The organism is Selenomonadales bacterium 4137-cl (assembly GCA_032334055.1).
Taxonomy (GTDB): domain Bacteria; phylum Bacillota; class Negativicutes; order Sporomusales; family UBA7701; genus Anaeroselena; species Anaeroselena agilis.
In genome coordinates this window covers 276,388-301,999 of sequence record JAUOZS010000001.1, presented here as the reverse complement: position 1 = coordinate 301,999, position 25,612 = coordinate 276,388, and the positions used below count along the sequence as shown (strand labels likewise).

General features: G+C 58.9%; 21 protein-coding genes. 8 read left to right on the top strand and 13 right to left on the bottom strand.

Annotated elements, in window-relative coordinates:
• Positions 1-192 precede the first annotated feature (192 nt).
• The 3 genes from Q4T40_01360 to Q4T40_01350 all read left to right on the top strand — a co-directional run bounded on the left by Q4T40_01360 (position 193) and on the right by Q4T40_01350 (position 3,241).
• The gene (locus Q4T40_01360) at positions 193-1,152 is read left to right on the top strand and encodes a tripartite tricarboxylate transporter substrate binding protein (GenBank protein MDT8899898.1); all 960 of its coding nucleotides are present in this window, start codon (positions 193-195) and stop codon (positions 1,150-1,152) included.
• A gap of 93 nt (positions 1,153-1,245) precedes the next feature.
• On the top strand, positions 1,246-1,701 hold the full coding sequence (locus Q4T40_01355) for a tripartite tricarboxylate transporter TctB family protein (protein MDT8899897.1): 456 nt from the start codon (positions 1,246-1,248) through the stop codon (positions 1,699-1,701).
• Between the two features lie 22 nt (positions 1,702-1,723).
• Entirely contained in the window at positions 1,724-3,241 is a 1,518-nt protein-coding gene (locus Q4T40_01350; protein ID MDT8899896.1) for a tripartite tricarboxylate transporter permease, read from the top strand.
• Positions 3,242-3,315: 74 nt separating this feature from the next.
• On the opposite strand, the gene Q4T40_01345 is transcribed toward Q4T40_01350, so the two are convergent.
• From Q4T40_01345 to Q4T40_01325, 5 genes are all read right to left on the bottom strand, one after another.
• On the bottom strand, positions 3,316-3,957 hold the full coding sequence (locus tag Q4T40_01345; protein MDT8899895.1) for a bifunctional 4-hydroxy-2-oxoglutarate aldolase/2-dehydro-3-deoxy-phosphogluconate aldolase: 642 nt from the start codon (positions 3,955-3,957) through the stop codon (positions 3,316-3,318).
• 27 nt (positions 3,958-3,984) lie between these two features.
• Entirely contained in the window at positions 3,985-4,983 is a 999-nt protein-coding gene (locus Q4T40_01340) for a 2-dehydro-3-deoxygalactonokinase (GenBank protein ID MDT8899894.1), read from the bottom strand.
• Between the two features lie 48 nt (positions 4,984-5,031).
• Positions 5,032-6,393 (bottom strand): 4Fe-4S binding protein, encoded by a 1,362-nt coding sequence (locus Q4T40_01335; protein ID MDT8899893.1) that lies wholly within the window; start codon positions 6,391-6,393, stop codon positions 5,032-5,034.
• A gap of 125 nt (positions 6,394-6,518) precedes the next feature.
• Positions 6,519-8,549, bottom strand: coding sequence for an ATP-binding protein (locus Q4T40_01330; protein ID MDT8899892.1), 2,031 nt, complete (start codon positions 8,547-8,549; stop codon positions 6,519-6,521).
• A gap of 97 nt (positions 8,550-8,646) precedes the next feature.
• Complete coding sequence (locus Q4T40_01325) at positions 8,647-9,813, bottom strand: HDOD domain-containing protein (protein ID MDT8899891.1); 1,167 nt, start codon at positions 9,811-9,813, stop codon at positions 8,647-8,649.
• A 309-nt stretch (positions 9,814-10,122) separates the two neighbouring features.
• Between Q4T40_01325 and Q4T40_01320 the strand changes: the two genes are divergently transcribed.
• Complete coding sequence (locus tag Q4T40_01320) at positions 10,123-12,798, top strand: phosphoenolpyruvate synthase (protein ID MDT8899890.1); 2,676 nt, start codon at positions 10,123-10,125, stop codon at positions 12,796-12,798.
• Between the two features lie 48 nt (positions 12,799-12,846).
• On the opposite strand, the gene Q4T40_01315 is transcribed toward Q4T40_01320, so the two are convergent.
• Positions 12,847-13,272: a chemotaxis protein CheW gene (locus Q4T40_01315; GenBank protein ID MDT8899889.1), complete on the bottom strand. Its 426-nt coding sequence runs from the start codon at positions 13,270-13,272 to the stop codon at positions 12,847-12,849.
• 25 nt (positions 13,273-13,297) lie between these two features.
• On the bottom strand, positions 13,298-13,666 hold the full coding sequence (locus tag Q4T40_01310; protein ID MDT8899888.1) for a hypothetical protein: 369 nt from the start codon (positions 13,664-13,666) through the stop codon (positions 13,298-13,300).
• Positions 13,667-13,919: 253 nt separating this feature from the next.
• Between Q4T40_01310 and Q4T40_01305 the strand changes: the two genes are divergently transcribed.
• Entirely contained in the window at positions 13,920-14,591 is a 672-nt protein-coding gene (locus Q4T40_01305; protein ID MDT8899887.1) for a DNA-binding response regulator, read from the top strand.
• 92 nt (positions 14,592-14,683) lie between these two features.
• Here the strand turns inward: Q4T40_01305 and Q4T40_01300 are convergent, their stop codons facing one another.
• Together Q4T40_01300 and Q4T40_01295 are read right to left on the bottom strand one after the other, a co-directional pair.
• A complete protein-coding gene (locus Q4T40_01300; GenBank protein MDT8899886.1) occupies positions 14,684-15,349 on the bottom strand; it encodes a phenylalanine--tRNA ligase beta subunit-related protein in 666 nt (221 codons plus the stop codon).
• A gap of 4 nt (positions 15,350-15,353) precedes the next feature.
• Positions 15,354-15,950 carry a flavodoxin family protein gene (locus Q4T40_01295; GenBank protein MDT8899885.1) on the bottom strand — a complete coding sequence of 199 codons (597 nt, stop codon included), beginning with the start codon at positions 15,948-15,950 and terminating at the stop codon, positions 15,354-15,356.
• Positions 15,951-16,071: 121 nt separating this feature from the next.
• On the opposite strand from Q4T40_01295, the gene Q4T40_01290 reads away from it, so the two are divergent.
• Positions 16,072-17,478 (top strand): PLP-dependent aminotransferase family protein, encoded by a 1,407-nt coding sequence (locus tag Q4T40_01290; protein ID MDT8899884.1) that lies wholly within the window; start codon positions 16,072-16,074, stop codon positions 17,476-17,478.
• A gap of 58 nt (positions 17,479-17,536) precedes the next feature.
• Here Q4T40_01290 and Q4T40_01285 read toward each other — a convergent pair whose 3' ends face one another.
• The 4 genes from Q4T40_01285 to Q4T40_01270 all read right to left on the bottom strand — a co-directional run bounded on the left by Q4T40_01285 (position 17,537) and on the right by Q4T40_01270 (position 22,350).
• Complete coding sequence (locus Q4T40_01285) at positions 17,537-18,562, bottom strand: Gfo/Idh/MocA family oxidoreductase (protein MDT8899883.1); 1,026 nt, start codon at positions 18,560-18,562, stop codon at positions 17,537-17,539.
• 11 nt (positions 18,563-18,573) lie between these two features.
• On the bottom strand, positions 18,574-19,683 hold the full coding sequence (locus tag Q4T40_01280; protein MDT8899882.1) for a M24 family metallopeptidase: 1,110 nt from the start codon (positions 19,681-19,683) through the stop codon (positions 18,574-18,576).
• A 98-nt stretch (positions 19,684-19,781) separates the two neighbouring features.
• Positions 19,782-21,038 (bottom strand): hypothetical protein, encoded by a 1,257-nt coding sequence (locus tag Q4T40_01275; GenBank protein MDT8899881.1) that lies wholly within the window; start codon positions 21,036-21,038, stop codon positions 19,782-19,784.
• 190 nt (positions 21,039-21,228) lie between these two features.
• Complete coding sequence (locus Q4T40_01270) at positions 21,229-22,350, bottom strand: glycosyltransferase family 9 protein (GenBank protein MDT8899880.1); 1,122 nt, start codon at positions 22,348-22,350, stop codon at positions 21,229-21,231.
• Between the two features lie 299 nt (positions 22,351-22,649).
• Here Q4T40_01270 and Q4T40_01265 point away from each other — a divergent pair, with 299 nt between their 5' ends.
• Together Q4T40_01265 and Q4T40_01260 are read left to right on the top strand one after the other, a co-directional pair.
• Entirely contained in the window at positions 22,650-24,392 is a 1,743-nt protein-coding gene (locus Q4T40_01265) for a C69 family dipeptidase (protein MDT8899879.1), read from the top strand.
• Between the two features lie 144 nt (positions 24,393-24,536).
• On the top strand, positions 24,537-25,610 hold the full coding sequence (locus Q4T40_01260; protein ID MDT8899878.1) for an alanine/ornithine racemase family PLP-dependent enzyme: 1,074 nt from the start codon (positions 24,537-24,539) through the stop codon (positions 25,608-25,610).
• Positions 25,611-25,612: the final 2 nt, after the last annotated feature.

Genomic DNA, 25,612 nt, shown 5'->3' with positions numbered 1-25,612 from the left:
CCCGCCTTGTCTCACATACCGGTATTTTTTTACGGCCGAGAGGATTTTTCTCCCGCGAATATAATTAATCACAATATATTGAATAATGTTTCCATGAAATCGTCGTTTCACATCGTGGAAAGGGAGGGATAGCCCCAGGTAGACATATTCTTAATTTAACCTACCGGTATTTATTTTAGAGGAGGACCAACAATGAAAAAAGTGTTCGCGTTGCTTCTGGTATGTTTGTTCGTAGTCGTAGTCGCAGGGTGTGGCGGCCAAGCCGAGAAGTTCCCCACCAAACCGGTCACGCTTATCGTCCCCTGGGCGGCCGGTGGCGGCACGGACGCCATAGCCCGCGGCCTCGCCAAAAATACCGAAAAAGCCCTGGGCCAAAACATCACCGTCAATAACGTCACCGGCGGCGGCGGAGCGGTTGGCCACGGGGCCGGCCTCAACGCCAAGAACGACGGCTACACCGTCACCATGATAACCTTCGAGCTCCTGTCCCTGCCGCCCCAAAAACTCGTTCCCTTCACGTACAAAGATTACGATCTCCTGATGCGGCTCAATACCGACCCCGCCGCTCTGACCGTAAAAGCCGACTCCCCCTTTAAGACGGTCAAGGATTTCGTCGACTACGCCAAGGCCAACCCCGGCAAGGTCAATGTCGGTAATTCCGGCCCCGCCTCCGTGTGGCACATCGCCGCCGGCCTGCTGGAAGAAAAAGCGGGTATCAAACTCAACCACGTTCCCTTTAATGGCGCCGCTCCGGCCGTAACCGACCTCGTCGGCGGACACATTCAGGCCGTTACCGTCAGCCCCGCCGAGGTGCAGAGCCAGGTTAAAGCCGGCAAACTCAGAATGCTGGCCGTAATGAGCGACAAACGCGACCCCAACTTCCCCGACGTACCGACCTTCAAAGAAGCCGGCTTAGACATCACCTTCGCCACCTGGCGCGGCCTGGCTGTTCCCAAAAACACCCCCGAGAACGTGAAGAAAGTCTTGGCCGACGCCTTCAAGAAAGGTTACGACTCCCCCGAATTCCAAGCTTTCGCCAAAAAAGCCGGCCTGGGTCTGGCGTACGCCCCCGCCGCCGAATTCAAGACCTTCCTCGACAAGACGTCCGCCAACACCGAGGCGGTCATGAAAAAACTCAACCTGACGAAATAACCGCTGGAACGGGGCAAATGCCGGGCAACCGGCATTTGCCTTCCTGTCTCGCCTTTAAGCAGTGTCGCCGCCCGGCAGAAAGGATGTAATCTCTTGAAAATTCCCGACATTATTGCCGGCATTTTAGGTCTCGCCCTCTCGGTCTATGTAATCTATACCGCCTATTTCTTCCCCGAGGACAAAGTGCTTCTCCTCGGTCCCAGCTTCTTCCCCACCGTCCTGGCGATTGGCCTGGGCATATTCAGCCTGATGCTGCTGTCTGCGGCTCTCAGAGGCAAATCGAGGCCCTCGGCCGACCCTTTCAGCCTCAAAGACCCTGCCATCCACCGGGCCGGCATCTCCCTGCTGGCCATAATAGCCTACTGCCTGGTGCTGGGCACGCTCGGCTTCATCATCACCAGCACCGTCTTTCTATTCGGACTCATGTATCTTCTTAAGCGGCGGGACTATATCAAAATGGCCGCCGTTTCAATCGCCGTCACCCTCCTCGTTTACGGCATATTCAACCGTTTGCTGGACATCTCCTTGCCCGCCGGTTTCCTGGGCTAAGACACGATAAAGGTGGTTTACCATGGAACTTGAGCTACTGTTAAAAGGGTTCGCGGTCGTCCTTCAGCCCAGCTGCTTCGGCCTTATTTTTCTCGGCGTGCTATCCGGAGTACTGATTGGCGCTCTGCCCGGACTGACGGCCACCATGGGCGTGGCTCTGCTGATCCCCTTTACTTTCGGACTCCCTGTTCACCAGGGTCTGGGCATGCTCCTGGGAATCTTCTGCGGCGCCATTTACGGCGGATCGATCGCCGCCATCCTCATCAGGACCCCAGGCACCCCCGCCGCCGCAGCCACCGTCCTCGACGGCTATCCCCTCAACCAGAAGGGCGAAGCCGGCCGGGCCCTCTCCATGTCAATCTTCGCTTCGTTTGTTGGCGGCTTTTCCGGGGCCCTCATCATGACCTTCGCTTCGCCGCAAATCTCCAAGATCGCCCTCAAGTTCAGCGCCCCCGAGTATTTCGGCCTGGCAATCTTCGGCCTCAGCATCATCATTTCCATCTCCGGCAACTCGATCATCAAAGGAATCATTGCCGGCTTTTTTGGGATGCTCATCTCCACCATCGGCCTCGATCCCATGGCCGGCTATCCCCGCTTCACTTTCGGCGTCATGGATCTCTTCGAGGGACCGGCTTTCATTCCCACCCTCATCGGCCTGTTCGCCCTTTCCGAAGTCTTCAAGGGCGTGGAAGTGCTTTATAAACAGGAAAGGGTCCAGGCTGTCAAGCAACAGCTCTTGCCCTCGCTGGCCGACATCAAGAAAACGTGGGTTACCATCGTTAAATCAACTTTCATCGGCGCCTTTATCGGCTCCGTCCCGGGGGCGGGCAGCGACATCTCGGCCTTTGTCGCCTATGGTGAAGCAAAGCGCTCCTCCAAAAACCCCGAAAACTTCGGCAAAGGCGAAATCACCGGCGTAGCTGCGGCCGAGGCCGCCAACAACGCCTGCACCGGCGGGGCCATGATCCCCATGCTATCCCTCGGTGTCCCGGGGGACGCCGTCACCGCCGTCCTGCTCGGCGCGCTCGTCATCCAGGGCCTGCAGCCCGGCCCGCTTCTCTTCAAGGACCATATCGACATCGTCTACAGTATTTTCGCCGGCATGATGATGGCCAACTTCTTCATGTTCATTATCGGCATCTTCGGCATTCGCTTCTTCGTCAAAATCATCTCGGTCGAGCGCAGTTTCCTGATCCCCGTCATATTCCTGCTCTCGATCGTCGGCGCCTACTCAATGCGCAACAGCCTTTTCGATGTCGGGCTGGCCGTCGTCTTCGGCATCATCGGCTATTTCATGCAGCGCTACGACTTCCCTGCCTCGCCCATCCTGCTCTCCCTAATCCTCGGGCCTTTGGCGGAAAGCAGCCTGCGCCGCTCGATGATCGTCTCCCACGGCGACTTCAGCGTCCTCTTCACCCGTCCAATCAGCCTAACGCTTATCATCCTCGCCATCGCTTCCCTGATCGCCTCGGCGGTCATGCAGATGCGACTGGAGAAAAAAATGCTGGCAGAAAGCGAAAAGGATGCTTCCCCCGAATAACCAGCCGGTTCTTTGTTGAAGGCACGTTGAAAAGCCTGGACCCTTTCGAAGAAGGGTCCAGGCTTTTAGTCCGGTCAGACGTTTCGGGCCGACTTCACCGCCGCGACCATCGCGGCCGCCTTGCTCCGCACCGCTTCCCAGTCGCCGCTTCTCACCGCCGCCTGGTCGATAAGCTGGCTGCCTGCGCCGACCGCGGCCGCGCCCGCCTTGATGAAGTCGGCGGCGTTGGCGGCGTTCACCCCGCCGACGGCCATCGTCCTGATGTGCGGCAACGGTCCTCTTAATTCACGGAAGTAATTTGCTCCCAGCGTCCCCGCCGGGAATATCTTGACCATCTCGGCTCCCAGGCTGTAGGCCCGCACAGCCTCGGTGGGCGTCATCGCCCCCACCACCGCCGGCACGCCCAGCGCGATCGCCGCAGCCAGCGTATCCTCCGCCAGGTGCGGCGTCAGGAGGAACATCGCCCCGGCGTCCACCGCCCGGTGGGCAGCCTCCCCGTCCATTACCGTTCCGGCGCCGACAGGCATAACCTCACCCAGCTCGCGCCGCAGCGCCGTAATGGCCTCCGGCGCGCCGTCGCTGTTCATCGTCACCTCGATCGCCCCCACCCCGGCCGCCAGCAGAGCCCCGCCAAGCGGCACCATTCGCGCCGGCTCGATGCCCCGCAGAATCGCCACGACGCCGTTGGCCGCGATCAGGTCCAAAACCTTGCCCATGCATCCACCGCCCCTTTGCCTTAATTACTATCTAACAAGGCCTCGTTCCCTTGCGACCGTCATCGCCCCGAACCCGGCGATATCCTGAAGGACTTCGTCATCGATCGCCTGCAGCGTCCCCCGGAAAAAACCGTCCTGCTGCAGCACGGCATGAAATGCCGCCCGCAGTTCCCGTTTGCCCGCGATGTAGACCGGCATCTCAGGACGGATGGCAAACGTCCAACTGAAGCGCAGCGCCGTCAGATCGGTCTGGACAACCGCCCCCAGGAGAAAATTCGCCTTTTCCGCGACATCGCACCCGGTGAACTGATCGAGGATTCTCACGGTAAAGCAAGCCCGGCTAAGGCCCACCTGGCGGGCGCACTCGGCGCCTCTCAGCACCATCTGCTCATTGATGCTGTTCACGAAAGAGCTGTTCAGAGCACTGGCGAGGATGGTATTGTTCGTAATGACACTGAGCAGTTCCCCCGCCAGAGTCGTAAGGCAGCCGGCGATGCGCTGCCGGTCGTTCATCAGGATGAACTTGGTATGCGAGCCGGGAAGAACGACGATTGACGCGTCACGCAGCCCGAGTCTGCGAACAAGGCCGAATGCCTCAACCTCCTCGCCCCTCATTATATCCATTCTCTCGCAGTTGTCGAGATCGACCGTCCCAATGCTGTTCTTGACGCCCGGGATAAACCAGATCGGCTTGTCCGCCACTTCGGGAACGACGGCGGCCACCATGCCCGCCGCCAAATCCTCCAGACCTGCCGGTGCCGCCAAATGCGGCACCTCGTGGAGCCCGACATTGGAGGTAATCATGCCGGAAGCCACGATCGCCCCGGCGTCGTCGACGGTAATGCCGGCCTCGGCGCAGGCTGCGGACAACGCCTCTCTAACACCCTGCTGCAACCTTGCCCTGCTGCCCGTCACGGCCGTATCCCGCACTCCCACCGCCGCGAACGCCCCAGCGACAACCCGGTCGCCCCGCCATACCCTTACCCGCGTATTCGTAGTCCCGGTGTCGACGGTTAGATAAAACACTTAACATCATCCTCGGAAATAATTTAGCCCAGTCTACCCGTCCCGATCTCAGGGACGACGGCGCGATGGCTGAGGGCGCACGACAATGGCCGCCCCCTCCACCGGGCAGCCGTTTTCGCAGGCTCCGCACCCGACGCACAACTCATGGGATACGCTCGGCCGGTGCAGCCCATCGGAAGTAATAGCATGCTGCGGACACTGTTCCTGGCACAACAGGCACAGCTTGCCCTCCGTCCATCCGAGGCAGCGGGTCCGGTCGATCTCCGCAAATCCAATTATCGCTTTCGCTACCGGCAGGTGGGAAATCGCACCCGTCGGGCAGACCCGCTGACAATCCTGGGTCAGCTCGCACCGCGCTTCCCGGGGAACGATCATCGGGGTGAGGAATACCGCGGCGCCCTTACTCAGCGGCGCCGCCTTGAGGCACTTGCCAGGGCACGCCTTGATGCAACGTCCGCAACGGCTGCAGCGGGCCAGAAACTCGGCTTCCGCCAGCGCCCCCGGCGGCCTGAGCGGCGGATCGCCTTTGGCCACAATCAGGGTTGGAGCCGCTGCGGCCGCCACCGTCAACGCCACCCCCGCACGGATGATCTCCCTCCTCTTGAACAGGCCGCCGCCGCTTGCGGGCGCCATGCCGCCTCCTTTGCGTTCTCCCAGCGCGATACCCTCGTTTATCGGGCAGCGTTCGGCGCACCGGCCGCACAGCAGGCAGTCCGCCCCTGCCGAACTTGTTCCGGAAGCACTTGCCCCTGTAGGGCATACCTTGGAACACGCCCCACAGTTGATACAACCCGCCGGCTTTTTAACCGCCCACAGCCGCCAGCGGGCCAAGACCGACAAAAGCAGCCCCGACGGGCACAAGTAAACGCACCAGAACCGGGGAAAGGTGATCAGTCCGACGGTTACAAGCGCCAATGCCGCCCAGGGAACCTGCCCCGCCCAAAGCCGCGACATCTCGGACGTCAGCAGGTGGAAAGGGCTCAGATACAGCGTCCAGCCGCTGCCGAGCAGCAGCACCGCCAGCAATAATATCAGCCAATAAAACCGCCAGACGCGCAAATGACGTGTCCAACGGGGTGGCCCGTCCCGACGGCTTGGTCCCAAGCGGACGCCCTGAAGACTGTGCAAAACGGCTAGCAGTCCGCCGACAGGGCACAGCCAGCCGCAAAACACCCTGCCGGCGGCAAAGGTGACCAGCAACGTGGCCAGAGGAAGCCACCCCCACGACGGGAACGTACCCTCCCAGCGCAGATGACCTACCAATAGCAGCGGGTCAAGCCGCGTCAGCCACAATAGCAGCCCGGCGTCAGGCGGCAACGGGTACTCGTGCCTGGCAACCTGCGTCACAACAAGCGCCAGCATCGTTGCTGGCAGCAAAGTCCGCCAAAAACGCAGGCCGGTCAACTTCATCTCGTAAGCTCAACCCCAAATCAGAAATACATATTGTGTATCTTCGCCGGCAACCCTTCTCACACCTGTGGACTAAGGGCGCCGGAGACAGAAAAAAGCCGCGGCAAGCGACTTTTTTGCCTTCATTATTCGGTCACAGGAATGATGATCGTGAAGGTCGTCCCCTGGCCGGATTCACTGGTCACCCTGATTTCCCCGCCGTGTCTCTTGACGATGTCGTAGGTTACGCTAAGCCCTAGGCCGGTCCCTTTGCCCACCTCCTTGGTGGTGAAAAAGGGTTCGAAAATCCTGTTGAGCAATTGCGGCGGGATACCGCAGCCCGTATCGGTAATACTGATATATATTTTGCCGCCGTCGGCCCATGTCTTGACCTTGATCTCTCCCCACTTGTCGATCGCTTGAGTGGCGTTAACGAGGACATTCATGAAAACCTGGTTTAGCTGACCGATGTTGCACTTGGTAAGCGGCAGTTCGCCGTAGTCCCTGTCGAGCGACGCTTTGTACTTCATCTCGTTCCAGACGATATTGATAGCGCTTTCGACGCCTTCATTGATATTGGCCAGCCTGCTTTCGCTCTCCACCCGCGCAAAACCTTTCAGATCCTGGACGATATCCTTAACCCGTCCCGCACCCTCAAAAGTTTCGTTTATAAGGCTTTCTACGTCGTGAATTACATAATCCACCTTCAGCGACTGTCTCGCAGCCTCCAGCCTGCCGACTACAGCCAGCCTGTCTTCCTGGACGCCCTCCCCGGCATGGGTGCCCGTCAGTTCGGACACAGTCTCCTCCTGCAGCTTGATGAACCGGGTCAGGCGACCAAGGTAATCGTTCAGGGACTCCAAGTTGCTGATGATGAAAGACATAGGATTATTTATCTCATGGGCCACTCCGGCGGCGAGTTGGCCGATCGACGCCATTTTGTCCTGTTGATAAGCCTGAAGCTGGATGGTGTTCAACTCGGCGTACGCCTCGGCAAGCTCCTCGTTTCTGTGCTTGAGCTCCACTTCGGTCCGGCGGCGCATACCCACCTCGTCCCATAGTTCGCGGTTGGTGCTCTGGAGCTCCTCGTTCATCGCCAGGTGCTCTTCGTTCATGGCTTTCAATTCCTCGTTCAGAGCGGACAATTCCCGCGTCCGCTCTTCGACCCGGGCCTCCAGCAAGGCGCGGGCCGACCGCAGGTCTTCGTCGTAAGCCTTATAACGGGCGACAAACCGCAACAGCAGCAGCACGCAGACAAGTATCCCAAGGCAAATCAACCCGGCAACCGGGTAATAATGAGTACTGCGACCGCCGGCCCGCTGCAGGATTTCCTGCCTGTCGATCCCCACCGCCACCGCTACCGGATAGGACAGCAGCGCCCGATAACTGTATAATCGCGTTACGCCATCTTCCTCCCGCGTAGCGACATAACTCCCGGCGTCGCTGTCGACCAGCTTATTCATCAGCTCCGTACCTGTCAAATCCTGCCCCGCCACAGTGGAAGAGCCGGCTTGGCGCGCCCGCACGATGCCGTCCCGTCCCACCAGCACTACCGCCGAGTTCTGCCCCAGATCGACCTGTCGATAGAAGTCGCTGAAATAGTAAGGATCAACAGCGACCACCGCCACCCCGCCGAATGAGCCGTCCGGCTTGTTTACGCGGCGGGTCATCTGAATCGCCCATCTGCCCGACACCCGTCCCAAAACGGGCTTGCCGATGTGCAGCTGCTCGCTGTCTCGGTTAACGTGTACCCGAAAATGCTCTCTGTCGCTAAAGTTGGCGGTAACAAGCGGCACCTGGCTGCTGGCCACGAGATCACCGTTCTCGTCGATAACGCCCATAATTATGAACGGCTCGCCCGGAAGCCTGCCATCGCGAATATAGCCGGGAATGTCGATTGACTTGCCTTCCCGTTCGTAGTGATACTTCAAGAAAAGAGTCGCCTGATCGGCGCTCATCAGCGTCCGCAGAGTATGTTCTTCGAATGCCCGCGCCAGGTTGGCCGTTTCTTTCACGGCAGCCCGCATCTCTTCCTGCCGCTCTCCCTGGATGGCGTTATAATAAGCCAGAAAAACCGCGAACACCATGAAGATGCCGAAAAGCACAATCCCCAGGCTGAGATTGCGCAATGCAGGCGAGGCGCCGCCGAAAGCTTCCCTAATGCTTACTTTTCTCAAACCCCGCCCTCCTCCGGTCGCACACAACGACATTCCCGTACCTGACCATGCTTCGATCGGGGAAAAACCATCAGGTCGCTCGTCTCCTGCTCTCCCGTTATAATCCCTTCATGAGAGGCCGCAGGTCCTCCTCGCTGAATCCCAGAACCTCAAAAACGCCCGGTTCGAGCCTCCGGGCAAATTCCGGCCCAACCGTCTGCCACGCATAATAATCGGCGACATGCGCCACAGCCACCAATTCCCGGTTCATGATCGCATCCCGGAAAGGGTCATGGTGAAAAAGCGCCGTCTCGACTATCGGGTAGGGCAAGCCCCACCAGTTGAGCAAATACCCACCGAACTCCCGATGAGTAACCCCGAAAGCTCCTTTTTCGAGCTCGGCGAAGTCCTGCTCGGGGCCCTGTGCGTATTCCCGCATAATTCTCTCATACTGCTCGGGGAAATAATGCAGGCACAGCAGCAAGCCGACGTCGATCAGCAGTGCGGCGGTCTGCGAAGCATCAGGCATCAGCTTTCCCAGCAGGTCAGAATAGATGAGCGTCATCAGTTTGTTGGCGGCGCATGCCTTTTGGGTCAGCTTTTCGGGGCTGAACGGAGGCACATTAAAATTAGCAAATTTAAACAGGCTGCAGGCCAGTACGACGGTCTTGACTACCGTAAGTCCCAGTGAGGTGATCGCCTTGGCAATCGAGCCGGTTTCGCCGCCGGAAAAGGCGCTGTTTACGACCCTAAGCACCGCCGCCGCTGCCGCCGGATCGCTCTCGATAAATCCAGCGATTTCAGTTGCGTCCGCCCCGTTTTCCGTCAGCTTGACGACGTGGCCGTAAACACCCGGCGCAATCGACAGGTTCTCCAGCTTATCGGCAAATTCGAGCGTCGTTTTGTTGTTGTATAATCCTCTGGCGGCAAAGATTTGGGCGAGCTTTACTTTTAGGTCCTGTCCTTCCCACGGCTTAAGCATATACATGTTGCTTGAGCCGTCCACGATGCTGTTGAGGATCGCGCTTTCCTCGGCGTAGCCGCTGAGGATTAAACGCGTGGTGCGCGGATAGAGGGTTTTAACCTCACGAAGGAACTGGTGGCCGTCCATTCCGGGCATGCGGATGTCCGAAACAACCACATCGACCGGGCCGGCTGCCAGAAGTTCCAGACCGGCTTGGCCGCTCTCGGCGGTCAGCACCTCGTATTCGCTATCGAACAGCAGCCTGTCGATCGCCCGCAGAATTGCTTTCTCGTCATCGACAAAGAGAATCCGGTTGCCCACAGCAGGCGCCCCCTAACAAATAATAGGCCGACACTGATCAGGCTGAGTCACTGGCGGTTATCTCCCCGGCCATTCCTGCGCCGAGCCCCGATTCGCTGTCTTGTAATGCCGGCACCGGCGGTGAATAGCAATCAGCAAATCCTCGGTATCTGGCCGAGGACGGAAACCATTAACTGTTGGTAACAGGAAAAAATTCGACATTTATTTGCAACAGTCCTTTCTGGCCTGCCAATTTCTCAGTACGCCGTCGTTACTACCCTGCGGCATTCTCGTTCTTGGACATAATATCACCTTGAGGGGGAAACTCACATGACCAGATATGTTCTCTTCTTCGCCGAGATTAACCGCTCAAGCCTGCCAGCCGTCGGCGGCAAAGGAGCTAACCTTGCTGAACTTTGGCACATTCCCGGAATTGCCGTGCCGGAAGGCTTCTGTGTCACTACAGACGCATACGCCGACTTTGTCGGCACAAGTCTGATATTCAAAGACCTTATTGATCTTCTGGATGTGGTCGATATGGATCCCCTGACGGAACTAAAGCAAGCCGGGGAACGGATCCGGTCGCACCTGGAAGCCCTCGCCATGCCCGTCCCGATAGAACAGGCGATAGTGAAGGCCTGGCGGAAGACAGGTCCCGAGCACCGCTATGCGATCCGTTCCAGCGCCACCGCCGAAGATTTGCCCGACGCCTCCTTCGCAGGCCAGCAGGACACCTACCTCAATGTCGCCGGCGAAAAAGACATCCTTGATAGTGTCCGCAAATGCTGGGCCTCCCTGTTCACCGACCGGGCCATCGCCTATCGCCGGCGAAACGGCTTCGATCACGGTAAGGTCCGCCTGTCCGTCATCGTACAACGGATGGTTTTCCCCGAGGTCGCGGGGATAATGTTTACCGCCGACCCCATTACCGGCAACCGCGCCGTCGTCTCCATCGACGCCAGCTTTGGGCTGGGAGAAGCATTGGTATCCGGCATCGTAACCGCAGATCTTTACAAAGTCAGAGACGATAAAGTAATCGTCAAAAATACCGCCTGCAAAGAGGTGGCCATCCGTGCCGCTTCCGGAGGCGGCACGGAAAAAGCGGCCATCACCGGCGACAAGCGCATCGAACAATGCCTGACGGACGAAAATGCGATCAGGCTGGCGCGCATGGGGCGGAATATTGAAGAACATTTCGGCGGTCCGCAGGACATCGAGTGGTGCCTCGTCAACAACGATATTTTTATCGTCCAAAGCCGACCGATTACTACCCTCTACCCCGTTCCCCCGGTGGCCGACGACCGCCTTCATCTTTTTCTGTCGCTCGGGCACCCCCAAATGATGACCGCGGCCATAAAACCCCTGGGAATTTCCGTTTTGCGCACAATGGTCCCGTTCCGCAAAGCCTCGCCCAACGGAGAAAGCGGATTACTGCTCGAAGCCGGCAGCCGCCTTTACTTTGACATAACGCCCTTGCTCGCCTATCGGGAAGTCCGGGAGAAACTGCCCGCCTTGCTGCGCAACGTCGACGAAGCGATAGGACAGGCGGTCGCCGAATTCATCGGGCGGGATGATTTCCGACTGAACGCCCCGCCTGATAAAAAACTCCCCGTCGCCCTGGCTGGAACCGTTATTCCGACCGCTTTCGCTATTTTGCGAAACATCTTATACCGCGATAACGATCATGTCATCGACGACCTAAACCGGTACATTGCCAACCGGGTAAACGAGAACAGGAACAGGCTGCAGGCAGTGTCCGGCCCGGCAAGAATCGCTATGATCCAGGAAATCCTATCCTCCCTTCTGCCGACAATTTTCCCCCGGCTGGCTCCTTACATAGTGCCGGCTCTAGTCACTTATAAACTCATTGGGCATCTTGCCCGCAAGTGGCTGGGCGACACCGCCGAGCTATGCGACATCAGCAAAGCCCCTCCCGGCAACGTGACCAGCGAGATGGGTCTGGCGCTCGGCGACGTAGCCGACGCGGCACGGGAGCATCCTGCGGTTATAGAATACTTTCAGCAGGCGAACGACGCGACTTTCCTCGACGGTCTGCGTTCGGTACCCGGAGGCGAAAAAGTCCTGCCTGCCCTGGTAAATTTCTTTGCCCGCTACGGAATGCGTTGCACCGGTGAAATCGACCTCACCCGGCCGCGGTGGCGTGAATCCCCCACCCAACTGGTGCCCGCCCTTCTCAGCCACATTGCCGGGATGGCGCCCGGACAACACCGGCGAGATTTCGCCGCCGGCCAGCAGGAGGCCGACGCGGCAGCCGAACGCCTTCTCAGCCGTCTAAGCCAAACCTCCGGCGGTATGTTCAGGGCAAAGCGCATGCGCCGTCTTATCCATGTCCACCGCTCACTCATAGGAATAAGAGAGCATCCCAAATACTTCGTCGTCCAGCACCTAGACCTTGTCAAGCAGGCACTCATGCTGGAAGCTGCCAGCCTTGTCGCCGAAGGCATACTGGAAGACCCGGAGGAAATTTATTGGCTGTCGCTGCCGGAAATCGCCCGGGTGTTAGAAACCGGTCGACTGGACCGCACGATCCTCGCCGAACGCCGGGACAAATACGCCCGCGACGCCAAACTGACGCCACCTCGGGCCATGACGGGCGAAGGCGAAATCATCATCGCCAAACCCAGCGCCGATGCCCCGCCAGGGGCACTGACGGGCAGCGCCGTATCCGCCGGCGTCGCGGAAGGACGGGCCAGGGTCATCCTTCGGCTCGAAGAAGCGCAGATGGACAAAGGCGATATCCTGGTGGCCCCTTTTACTGACCCTGGCTGGACCCCGCTATTCCCGCTGGCGGCCGGCATCGTCACCGAGGTCGGCGGACTGATGACCCACGGAGCCGTAGTCGCCCGCGAATACGGCATTCCGGCGGTAGCCGGCGTCGACGGGGCTACCATAAAAATCAAAGATGGTCAGCAGATTAGGATCGACGGTACCCGAGGCTTCGTACAACTATTAGACGGCGGCAATGAAAACAAAAAGCCGCGTTAACCACGCAGCTTTTAACATTACGTCCTTTCCGGCTATCGCCCCGAGATGTCAGCCCGCCAGCGCCGAACCTTTCAGCATCTGCTCGACATCGAGCAAGACGATGATCCTGTCATGAAAATTACAGACCTTCCTGAGATTTTGCCCCCCGGCTTCTGTTACATCTAGACCGGCAAAAATATCCTTGGAAGTCTGGATAACTTCCGTAACCGTATCGACCGTCAGGCCTATCTCTTTGTTCCGGTGCTCCACAATGATGATCTGCCTGTCCGCACCTCCGGCCCCAGGCAACCCCAACTTAGCGGCAAAATCGATCACTGGCACGGTTTTTCCCCTGACATTGATGACCCCTTCGAAATAATCCGGTTTCCCGGGCAATTTTGTGATCGGCAGGTAATTGATAACCTCGCGAACCTTTTCGACCAAAACCGCGTACTCTTCACGGCAGAGCCGGAAAACCACTAGCTGCATACTCATCACAGTCTGCCCCCTTCCCGCTGCATCAGCCGCGAACCCTTCTCCCGCCGCGGGCGCGTCGTAGCCCCTCGTTGAGGAAGCAATAATCGTTGATCATCTTCTCCAGTTTTTCCAGTTTCTCAATGTTTCCCGGCGCGGAGAGATCTGCCAAATCAAGGGCCTTTTTTACCTTATCCCGCTCGCGTTCGATTGATTTCAGCATTTTCGTGAGCTTCGCCCTTCTTGCCGCCAGAACCGTTATCAGGCTTCCGAACGGCGTACTCAGCCCTTGCATCAGCTCGGACAACTCTTCGCTGCCGATGGTATTGGTAAACAAGCCCTCTCTTATTGCTTCGCGGACCCTCACTATATCGCCCATCTCTTGGGTTGTAAGACCTTCGCGAATCATTTTCATGCGTCGATCCCTCCTTTGTTATCCCCACCCTAACAAACTGTCTCTATATAAGTTTAGAATAGGTACACGTCAAGGAACTTCAACAAATAGATGTATTTTCGGCCGTTTATCTTCACGGCGGGACAAGCCGCTAATTTCGACAGCTAATGGCCGTTATAAAAAATTATCAACAAATCTGCCGAAAGTTGGAGGAAACTTACAAAATGTCGTCAAATACCTAATTAATGTCATTATGGCTACTGAAGGTGAACAGATGAACGGTGACGAAACTACTCCCCGCATATTGATTGTCGATGACGACGAAAACTATCTGGCCTCGATTCGGCGCGTGCTTCACGGCCAGTGCGAGATTCTGACGACCAAGGATCCCCTGCAGGCGCTGAAAATTATCGAGCACCAGGGGCCTTTCGCCGTAGTAATTTCCGATTACCGCATGCCGGTCATGAACGGGATAGAACTTTTCTCGCGCATCCTTACTATCGACAAGCAGGTTCAACGCATTCTGCTCACCGGCTATCCCGAACTCCAGATGGCCATCGACGCCGTCAATCACGGTAAAATCACCGCCTTCCTGACCAAACCCACCCCGTCGGTCTCCTTGCGGTCGGTTGTCCTGGAAGCGGCGCAGAACTATAAGGACAGCCTGCAGTCCAGCGGACAGAGACAGGATTTCCCGGAAGCGGCGGATAAACAACCTGTCTCCGATCAAAGCGACGTCAAACTGTTCGCCCCGCTGACCGTAAAGGAGAAAGAGGTCCTCACACTGGTCGCCAAGGGTTACTCGAACGCGGAAATCTCCACGAATATGACCATTACCGTCGGCACGGTAAAAACGCACATCAACAACCTGTTCTGGAAAATGGACGTCAACAGCCGAACGAAAATGATCGCCAAGGCGATCGAACTCGGCCTCATAAAAACCTGAAAAAAGTTTGAGGCACCTGCATGGCAGGTGCCTTTCCTTTCGCGCGGAAAAAGAAATCCCGTTTTCCGGCCTCAATCGAATGTATCCGGTTACTAACGGATAATGTCCTGGTATTCGAGCGTTGCTGCCGGAGCAATCAATTTGACGTTTGCATGAATTTCGCCAAGATGCTGTTCCACGAGAGGCCTGTCCACCCCCGGCGGCGCGTAGACGACGAACAGCGCCCTGGTAGTGGCGGCCGTTATCCTTGTACGGTGATCCGGTCCGCAAAGAATGCTGGAAATGATGCCGGCCCCGTCGCGCATCAGCATATCGCTGCTCTTCGTTGCCTGCTCCCTGCCACCGATGCCGGTGAAGTTTTCCCCGTCTGCAGCCACATCCAGCGTGAGCGGCTTTTCGATCCTGTCCAGATCGTGACCTGCCGTCAAAAGACCATTCTTGACCTCGGCCATGAACATCGCCTCGACCAGCGCCGCCGTGCGCGGAAACGATTTGCCCTTGACCGCGACCGACTCCATCTGCAACAGAACGGGATAGGTCTTGCCGAAGCGCTTATAGTACTCCCGGTAAGCGTTAACAGGCCCACAGGCCAACAGTTCCTCCCGCGTTCGGTACTGGGCCCGCAACAGCTCCTCAAGCTCGCTTTTCCTCGTTTCCAGCCGCTCGTGGCATTCGGGGTTAACGACACCATCCACAGCCAGCAGGCCTAGGCACGCCCCCGGATATGTTTCTCGCCACGCTGTCGTTACTTGCAGCATAATCTCACTCCATTCCTGTCGAAAACTGGCCTTCACGTAACCGGCCGCCGTCCACCAGCTTGCGTCCGAGTTCCACAGCCGACTGCAGCGCGTCTTCCCGCTCCAGCACCTGGCCCTTCCTGGCCATCCCGCCGACAACCGCCGTACCTGCCAGTTCCATCTCCAGATAATGCAGCGATCTGGCGAAAAATTCGACCACCGGCGCGGCCGTGGCCGGGTCGTCTTCCTCATAGGGGACGACGACCGCCGCCCGCTTGCCGCTAACATCCCCACGGTTGCGGTCGCAGTTGTAAAAAACGAGCCGATCGACGAACCCTTTCATGAGCGCAGTCGGCGCATACCAGTATACTGGCGTTCCCAGCACCAGAGCATCGGCGGCAGCGATTGCCCGGTAAAGTCCGTTCATATCGTCCTGCTTGGGGCACCCGGCACCACGCCAACAGGCGTGGCAGCCGTCACACTCCCTTATTGTCAGGCCGCCGAGGAAAACCGTTTCCGTACTGGCGCCGGCCGCCCGGGCTCCATCCAGGATGCTCGCGACAAGAATATCGGTGTTCCCGCCGCGGCGCGGGCTGCCTACAATGCCCAAAACCCGTTTCATAACGAGAATCTCCTTTACCTATTATCTCTCTTATAATAAAATAACACCAGCAATTGGATATGTGTAGTGCCAATTTTCTACGATATTAATGGCGCCAATTTCCGTTTGCGAGGTGTGTGCGATGTTCACCCTTTCCCTTGACCGCGCGGCCAAGCTGTCCCTAACCAGACAGCTTTACAGCCAAATTAGGCAAAGAATCCTCGACGGCCGATTACCGGAACACCACAATCTCCCCCCGACCAGGAAACTTGCCGCCCACTACCGCATCTCCCGCAACGTCGTCATGGAAGCGTACGACCTGCTCCGCATCGAAGGCTTCATCGAAAGCCGCCAGGGCGGCTATACGTTTGTGGCCTCGGGGGCCCGCCTCACCCATCTGCCCCCGCAACAGCCCCCTGAGCTTCCCAGCCTCCGCCCGCCCGCCGGCGTCATCGATTTCCGGTACGGCCTGCCCGCTCTCGACCTCTTCCCCCGGGCCGCCTGGCAAAAAACCGTCGCCCGGACGATGGCCGCCATCCCCGATAGCGCCCTTGGCTACAGCGAAGTGGCCGGTTGCCGGGAACTCCGCTCGGCCTTGGCCGCCTACCTGGCCAGGACCAGGGGCGTCAACTGCTCACCGGAGCAAATCGTCATCACGGCAGGCGCCACCTCTGCCCTCGCCCTGATTGCCAGACTGCTGCTGACCGGCAGCCGCAAGGTGATCATCAGCGATCCCGTCAACCAGGATGTTTACAGATACCTTGCCACCCTCGGCTGCGAACTGACCCCGGTACCCCTCGACGACCATGGCCTACAAACCGAACTCCTCGCCGGCCATGCCGCCACCCCGCCCGCTTTCACACTCGTCACGCCTTCACACCAGTTCCCCACCGGCGGCCTGCTGCCCGTCCAGCGCCGCATCCAGTTGATTAACTTCGCCCGTTCGACCGGCTCCTATATCGTCGAAGACGATTACGAAAACGAGTACGCCTACGAAGGTAGCCCCATCAGTTCCCTTCAGGGACTGGATCCGGAAAAGGTCGCCTATATCGGCACCTTCAGCAAAACGCTGGCCCCTTTCCTCCGGCTCGGCTACATCGTACTTCCTCCGGCGCTGCTCGCCGCCTTCCACGCCGAAGGCTGGTTCGCCACCCATCAGCCTTCGGCGGTCTGCCAGTCTGCCCTGGCCTCCTTCATGGGCACCGGCCAATTAAGGCGCCACATAGCCAAGATGATCAAGGCCTACCAGGCGAGGCACGTTGCCGTCGTCCGCGAGCTCGGCCACCACTTCGGCGAAGACTGCCGGATACTGAGCGGACCAGCCGGCCTGCACCTTACCGCAGCATTCCCCGGCGCCGATTTCTCGCCTGCCGTTCTCGCCCGCATCGAAAACGGCGGGGTCCGTGTCTACGCGGTCAGGCAGCACGTCATTGCCAGGGATGGCGGCGCTTTTGCCGATCAGCTCATCCTCGGCTACGGCGGCCTGCGCGAAGAGGAAATCGCCACCGGGATCGCCCGGCTCCGCCAGGCCCTCGCAAGCCTGCCATAAAGCCGGAACAAAAATACGGCAGACCGTCGGCGCGGTCTGCCGTATTTTTCGTTTAAGCTCAAGTCAGGATTATTTTACGTCCCTCGCGGGACGATTCGTATATGCCCAGCACGATCTGCAGGGATTTTATCCCCTCTTCGCCCGTTACCAGCGGGTCCCGCCCCTGTTTGACCGCCGCGATGATATCCTCCATCTGCGCCCGATGGTTGACGTCGGAGATGGCGGGAGAGTTGGTCTCTCCATAAGACAAGTTCACGGCATCAAGGAAATCCTCCGCCCGGCAGCCCTCGACCTGCCACTCGGTAACCAGGCCGCCAGTCATGGTAATAGAGCCTTTGGCGCCGTGGATTTCGATTCGTTCCTTGTAGCCGGGGGTTACGGCCGTCGTCCCTTCAATAACCCCCAGGGCGCCGTTGGTGAATTCCACCGCCGCCACCCCCAGATCCTCGGTCTCAATCTTGTGGATGGCCGTCCTGGTCATCCCAGCCACGCTTCGCACCCCGCCCATGAACCACTGCAGCAAATCGACGGTATGGATGGCCTGGTTTATCAGCGCCCCGCCGCCCTCAGTCTTCCACGTGCCGCGCCAGGCGTTGCCGGCGTAATACTGCGGCGACCGGTACCATTTGACATACGCGTCGCCAAGGATAAGGTCGCCCAGCACCCCGGCGTCGAGCGCCGCCTTTACCCTCTGAGCCGCCGGCGTGAAGCGGTTCTGAAAGATCACCGCCAGGGTGAGCTTCGCGGCGCGGTACGCCTCGATAAGCTTGCGGGCCTTGGACACATCAATGTCCATCGGCTTTTCGAGAATCAGGTGTTTGCCGGCGACCGCAGCCTGGAGGCCAAAATCCACATGGAGACCAGGCGGCAGGCAGATGCTGACGATGTCAGTATCCTTGTCTGCAAGCACTTCCTCGTACGAGCCAAACGCCCGCAGGCCGTACTTAGCGGCGAATTCGGCCGTCGAGGCGGGATTGCGGCCATAAACGCCGGAAATGCGCGCTGCCGGAATCGCCTGCAGGGCAGTGGCATGCGTGCTGGCCACCATGCCGGGACCGATTATTGCCACACCTAAAGGTGCCATTATCTCTCCTCCTAATCGATAACAAGCAGGCCTGGCCTGACAAAATCCACCCCGCCCACGCTCGACGCTATGCGGGGATAAGACACCGGCCCGGTAATCATCAGCGGGCCGCCGGCGGTGGCAATGAACGCGTCCTCGGTCTTGGTGCCGGTGATCGTCGGGTTCCAGCAGAAAGCCTGGTTCTCGGCGACGATCTCCGTCGTCCCGGCGGTAACCTTGTAGTCGCGGCCGTAGTAGCCCATCGCCCCGCCCTGATGGTGAAGCAGCCATTCGTCCGCGAAGCCGAATTCCCGGTAAGCGGCCAGAGCGGCATCGAAGGCGGCGACCGCCGGCGAACCCGGTTTCGTCGCCGCGATCATGCGGCACTCCACCTCGTTGTTGTCGCGAAACTGCTTCGCCAGTTTCGCGTCCGGTCTGCCGAAGTGGAGCATGCGGGTGACCGCGGTGATCAGGCCTTTGTAGCGGGCGTTGAGAGCCACCATCACATAGCGCTTGACCGTTCGGTCGGTCGCAATCGGATGGCGATACCGGTAGATCCGCTCGTCGGCCGCCACCATTATCGCCGTTGGGTCGATAAGGTCTTTCCACAGTTCGGGACCTATACGGCCGGCGATTTCGCACTCCCTGTCCCCCGGGCGGATGCTGAACATCACCTTCTCGATCGCCGCCGACAGCTTCGCGCCCAGAAACAGGTACCTCTCGATCTCGCTCTCCGTCAGCGAATAGCGCAGCTTCCTTATTTCACCGTCGGCGTTCCGGCAAGATGCAAAGTCGGTATCTGCAGCAACGGAACCCAGGCCACCCGCGACTCTGGCGACAAGCTCGGCTTCACGGTCCTCGTGCCACCCGTATTCGAGCAGTTCAAAACCAAGGCCGGCGAGCCCCTCCTCGTCCATCATCCGGGCCGCTTCGATCCTGTTGGCGATACAGTAGCGAGCCTCCCTGGTGACCAGCAGGGAGGCCACCCCCAGCTCGGTGGCCATCCCCACCATATTGCGGCCGCCAGCCGTAAACCAGGAAAAGTTCGGCTGCTTCTTCAGCAAAACGGCGCTGTAGCCGTTCGCCGCCATCATGGCGGCCAGCCGCCGGTGCTTTGTATCGACTTCCTCGCTTCTGTTCATGTCCGCCAGCTCCTTCAAAAAAGCAGGGACCACCAGGCCCCTTGATTACACCGCAAACACGACCCGGCCACCTGGGCCGGGCCGCTTTGGCGATAGCATCACATCATAGGCTCTTTGCCGATGAACTGCCAGAAGTTGCCGCCCAGCAGCCCCTCGGCGTCCCGTTTCAGTTCCGCCTCGTCGAGCCTCCAGCCGGTTGCCAGCAGATCGCCGTACTTATCAACCAGTACCTTGCCGATTATCTTCCGCGAGTGGTCCCACTTGTAAATCAGCTGATCGAGAATCCGCGCATCCGAGTGCTGCGGCACAAAGCTCAGGCCGAGCAGCTCCATCCGCATACGGGTCATCTCCTCCACGAGCGAGGGGTTGTTCAGGAACCACCAACAGCCGAACACCAGCAGGTTACGGAATTTGCGCGCCGTCACCGCCAGCTCGTGCTGGTTCTCGCGCGCCAGCATCGTGACAAGGAACTTGTTGTCGGGATATTTCTCGCACAGATATTCCAACGGTCTGACCGAGCTCTTGCCCACCGAGTCGCCAGCGTCGCCCAGCTTGTGGTTGACAAGTTTATTGACGCCGATCATCATCGCGAAGGGGATGTCGAGCTCCCTCGCCACCGGCAACACGCATTCCTCAATCAGCCGCGACCGCAGCGAATCCTCGGGCACGGCGAACGTCGGCGGCAGAGATACGGCCATATACAAAGCCTTCATCCGCTGCGCCCACTCGCGCAGGAACCGCTTAATCTCCTCGACGCTCGTGCGGTCGAGCCTTTTGTCGACAGGGTAACCCCATTCGCGTAGCGACAAGTACGTCTGGTCGTAGGCGTTGAGCAACGGGTCCAGCCTGAGCGCCGCCTGGAAACGCCTGTCGTCGCAACCGCCTCCGAGCCACACGGCGCGTTCCTTGGCATTGAAGGGATCGTTCGTCATCACCACCGTACTGACCCCCGAGGTCGCAAATACCTTGTCGATATATTCACCGGGAGTGAACGAGGAGCAAAACTCCCGGAACGACGCAAGGTTGCGTGAACCCACATCGAGCCCGAGCTTCGCCAGCGCGGTGAGAACGCCCCGCTGGGCCTCGCTTACCGGCGAATGCTCGATAAATAGATTCCGCCAGATTAGGTCGGCCTGTTCCTTTTTGCCAAGCGTGAAGTATTGCTCGTACGGCATGCCGGTGTAGCGGAAATTCTCGGCTATCAGGTAATGGTAAGTAACAAGCTCGTCCACGCCCCATAGCAGCAGGTCGCCGAACCCCGCCGCGAATATATGGGTGTGAAGGTCGGTGACCGGCGCCGCCGCCAGAGCCTTTTCCACCGCCTGCGGCAAGCTTTCCTTCGTGATCATCGTCATTTAGCATCTCCTCCCGCTTATTGGCCTTAGCAACCAGCCCTCATAACCCCTTCCGGAAGGGGCAGCATATTAGTCCTAAAATATTAATACTACATATGCCAACAATTGCCTGCCGGCTGTCGACATCGCCGAGAAAGTTTCACAGTGTGAAAACGGCTTTTATCTCGACATCCAGACGGCCGCCGCATTATTACTTACGCATCCTGACACCCGCAGGGTCCCCGGGGCCCGGTTCCGCCCCCCGGAAACCGCTGCCCGCCGCCGGAACGCGCGGCCGCGGCCGGCCAGCTACCCTGTATACCTGTCTGACCACCAGTTCGGGGTTCACGCCGCTCATACATACGGCCACCCCCTTGGGACATGTTTTTCGGTAGCAAAACGAACACGCCTGCCTGCTGACGACGAAGGCGTTTTTCTCCCCCGGCGGGGCGAGCCGCGCCGGGTCGGTCGGCCCGAAAATGCCCACCGTCGGCGTTCCCACCGCCGCCGCCATATACAGCGGCCCGGTGTCTCCCGCCACCACCACCGACGCCTTCGCAAACAGCGCCGCCAACTCCAGCAGCCCCGTCCTTCCTGTCGCGTCCGCCACCGGTACGCCGGCAGCCGCCGCTATCTCCCGCCCCAGCGCCGCCTCAGCACTGCCGCCGCACAGCATGACGGCGAAATCCCCGGCCAGCCGCCTGGCCGTCCGTGCATACAAGGCGGCCGGCCAATTCTTCGCCGGCCATGTCGTCCCCGGCGCCAGCGCCGCTATTCGCCCGCCTCTGGGCACGGCCAGTTCGCTCAGCAACGCTTCCGCCGCCTGTTCGGCCTTCTCCGGCACGGCGAGCATCGGCCGCCGTTCCGTCGGCACAATGCCCAGCGGCCGCAGCACCCCGAGATACCTGTCCGTAATATGATGGCCCACCGGCGCCGCCGTTTCGTCCATGAACAGCGCGTTAAGCTCCTTCGTTCCGCTTAAACCGATACGCCGCTCGGTCTCCGCCAGCCTCGCGATCACCCCGGTAAGGAACAGTCCGTGCACGTCGAGAACGGCATAATAACGCCGTCCTGCCAAGCTATCGCGCAGTTCCCGCCACAGGGAAGCCGCCCTGCCCAGCTCGAAATCCCGCAGGTGCCGCTCGAACCGTTCCCGCGACCAGACGATCGTCTCATCGACATACGGATTGTATCTGACGAGATCGGCGGCGACCTCGCCTACCAGCCAGGTTATCCGGCAGTCCGGCCAGGCCGCCTTGAGCGACGATGCCACCGGCGTACAGTGGATAACGTCACCGATCGCGCTCAGTCTTATGACGAGTATTTCCCTCATATTAAGCCTCGACCACCTCCGCAGTCTGTCGGCGATATTCATCATTTACTATTGTGGGGACTTTCCCGCTGATTATCGGCCGCCGCACCAGCCAAATTCTGTCTCCATTCCGCCGTAAAAATGAGCAGGCGGAAGACGAGCTTGTTATTAGCTTACTGGTCGAAGTTGGCATCGGTGGTAAAACCGGCCAAAAAATAGTATAATAATTGCAGAATATTCCTTAAGCTGCCGAAACTGATGCAATAAAAACCGGAAAGGGGATTCAGAAACCTCTCAGTAATTGAAAGGAGCGATCATTTTTGAAAAAATTACTGTTATTGCTGCTCATCGTGTTCTGCATGACCATTACCGTGTCTCCCGCTACTGCCTGCACCACGACCATCGTAGGCAAGGACGCCTCCGCTGACGGATCAGTGCTGGTTTCCCACTCCGATGACGGATTGGGCGACGGGAGACTCATTTATATCCCGGCAAAAGACCATAAACCGGGTTCACTCCGGCCGGTATTCTACTCCCACTGCGCCCTGGACTTCAAGCCCCAGTGGGGCGGGAGCGAAGCTCACCGCATAGTGACCAAGGATCGCGGCCCCGGATACGATACAGGCGACGCCCCTCCGAACGTACCGTTGGGCTATATCCCCCAGGTCGCCCATACCTACGCCTACTTTGACGCCAACTACGGCATCATGAACGAACATCAGGTCTCCATCGGCGAATGCACCGACAAGGCGAAAGTACATCCCGAGCCCGCGCCGGGCAAGCGCATCTTCTATTCTTCCGAACTCTCCCGCGTCGCGCTCGAACGGACCAAAACAGCCCGCGAGGCGGTAAAACTCATGGGCGAACTGATCGAAAAATACGGCTACTACGGCACCGGTGAGACATTGCTCGTGGCCGACCCCAACGAAGGCTGGGTCATGGAAATGTGCGGCTACGACATGAACGGCACCGGCGGCATATGGGTCGCCCAGCGGGTACCCGACGACAAGTTCTTCGTAGCCGCCAACCAATTCCGCATCCGCGAGGTACGTGAAGGCGACCCGGATATGATGCATTCCACCAACATATTCACTGTCGCCCGGCAGAAGGGCTGGTGGGACCCCGCGAACGGCCCCCTCGACTTCACCAGTGTTTACGGCGACGGCGAGTTCCATCATCCCTACTACTCCCTGCGCCGCGTATGGCGCGCCCAGTCCCTGGCGGCGCCCTCGCTCGACCTGCCGGCCTGGGTCGAAGGCCCGTTCACGCGCACCTACCCGTTTGCCATCAAACCGGATCGCAAACTGACCGTCGAAGACCTTTTCTCCATCCACCGCGACAACTACGAGGGAACGGAATTCGACCTGACCAAAGGCCTGGCGGCAGGCCCCTTCGGAAATCCTAACCGCTTCGAAGGTCAGGCCGAATCAGTGGCCGACAAAGAGGGCCGCCTCACGCCGCTGAACGGCGAATTCGAACGCCCGCTGAACATTTATCGCTGCGTCTATGCTTATGTCAACCAGTCTCGCAGTTGGCTGCCGGACGCCATCGGCGGCCTTACCTGGTTCGGCCCCGACCGCCCGGCCACAGCCGTGCTGATGCCCTTCTACGCCGGCGCGCTCGACCTGCCTGCCCCCATACAGCGCGCCGACCTTCTCAAGTTCGACCGCGGCAGCATGTGGATGGCCTTTAACTATGTGGCCAACTACGCCATGCTGAAATACTCTTACATGATCAAAGACATCCACGCAGTTCGCGACCGTTTCGAAAAAACCGCCTTTGCCAAACAACAAGAGGTGGAAAGTAACGCCCTTGCTCTCTGGAAAAACGGCGACGAAAAAGCCGCCCGCCGCCTGCTCACCCGCTACAGCGATAACCTCGCCGGCGACGTCCTGAGAGAATGGTGGACGCTGTCCGAAAACCTATACCTTAAATACAATGACGGTTACCTGAACACCCGCGAAGGCATCGCCCAAGCCGTGTTCTACCCGGCATGGTGGCTCAAGCAAGTCGGCTTCGAAGAAGGGCCCACCAGTTACCAGAAAAAACAACCGGCGCGTTAAAACGTCAACGGGGCACATCATTCAGCAATTGATGTGCCTTTCTTGGCCGGACCGGCCGTATCCAAAAAGTGACATAAACGGTTGCGGCTCAGGACACCCTACATTAAAAGACAGAGCCCGCAACGACAAGGGAAGGTGCCTTGTGTGAGTCCACATTTGGAAATCGACCTGGACAAAATCACATACAATACCGCTCAGGTCGTGGAACGATGTCACCGCCAGTCCATCGAAGTACTCGGAGTCACCAAAGGCTTCGGCGCAATCCCCCCGATTGTATCCGCCTTTATTGCCGGCGGGGTCGACGGGTTGGCCGACGCCCGGATGGAAAACATCCTCGACCTGAGAAAAAACGGCTTCAATCTTCCCATTACCCTGCTCCGCATACCGCGCTTGAGCAATGTCGGCAACGTGGTCCGCTATACCGACACCAGCGTTAATTCTGAAATAGCGGTTATGCAAGCGCTAGGCGAAGCGGCCCTGTCCTTGGACAAAATACACAATGTCGTTCTGATGGTTGACTTGGGCGACCTTCGGGAAGGCGTTCTCACACAGCATGTATTGGAAACCGCCAAACAGGTCGCGACAATCAACGGCGTCAAGCTGGTGGGGCTGGGGACAAATATGGGCTGTTTCGGGGGCGTGCTGCCAGCAACGGAAAACCTGGGATTGCTGGTCACGATAACCAGGGCGGTCGAGAAGTACCTGGGCTTCAAGCTCGACATCGTCTCCGGAGGAGGGACGTCATCCCTGTTTCTCCTCGAAAAGGAAGAAATCCCCGCCGGCATAACCCAGCTGAGAATCGGCGAAGGCATCCTGCTGGGCACCGACACTTCGCATAATCGCATTATCCCCTGGTTGTATCAGGACGCCTTCATGCTGCACGCCGAGATAATCGAACTGAAAACCAAGCCCTCTGTGCCCTTCGGCAATATCGGCCGCGACGCTTTCGGCAACCTGCCGCAATTCGAAGACACCGGCACGAGAAAAAGAGCGATCCTGGCGCTGGGACGCCAAGACGTCTACATCGAAGGCCTTGTTCCCCTCGACGGAAAGATGTCAATCCTCGGCGCCAGCAGCGATCACCTGATTGTCGATATCACCGAGGCCGACGACAAAATCAGGGTAGGCGACAATATCGCTTTTAAGCTTACTTATTCCGGATTGTTATCTGCTTCAGGCTCGAAGTACATTAAAAAGGTATTCCGGGGAGGAGGCTGACA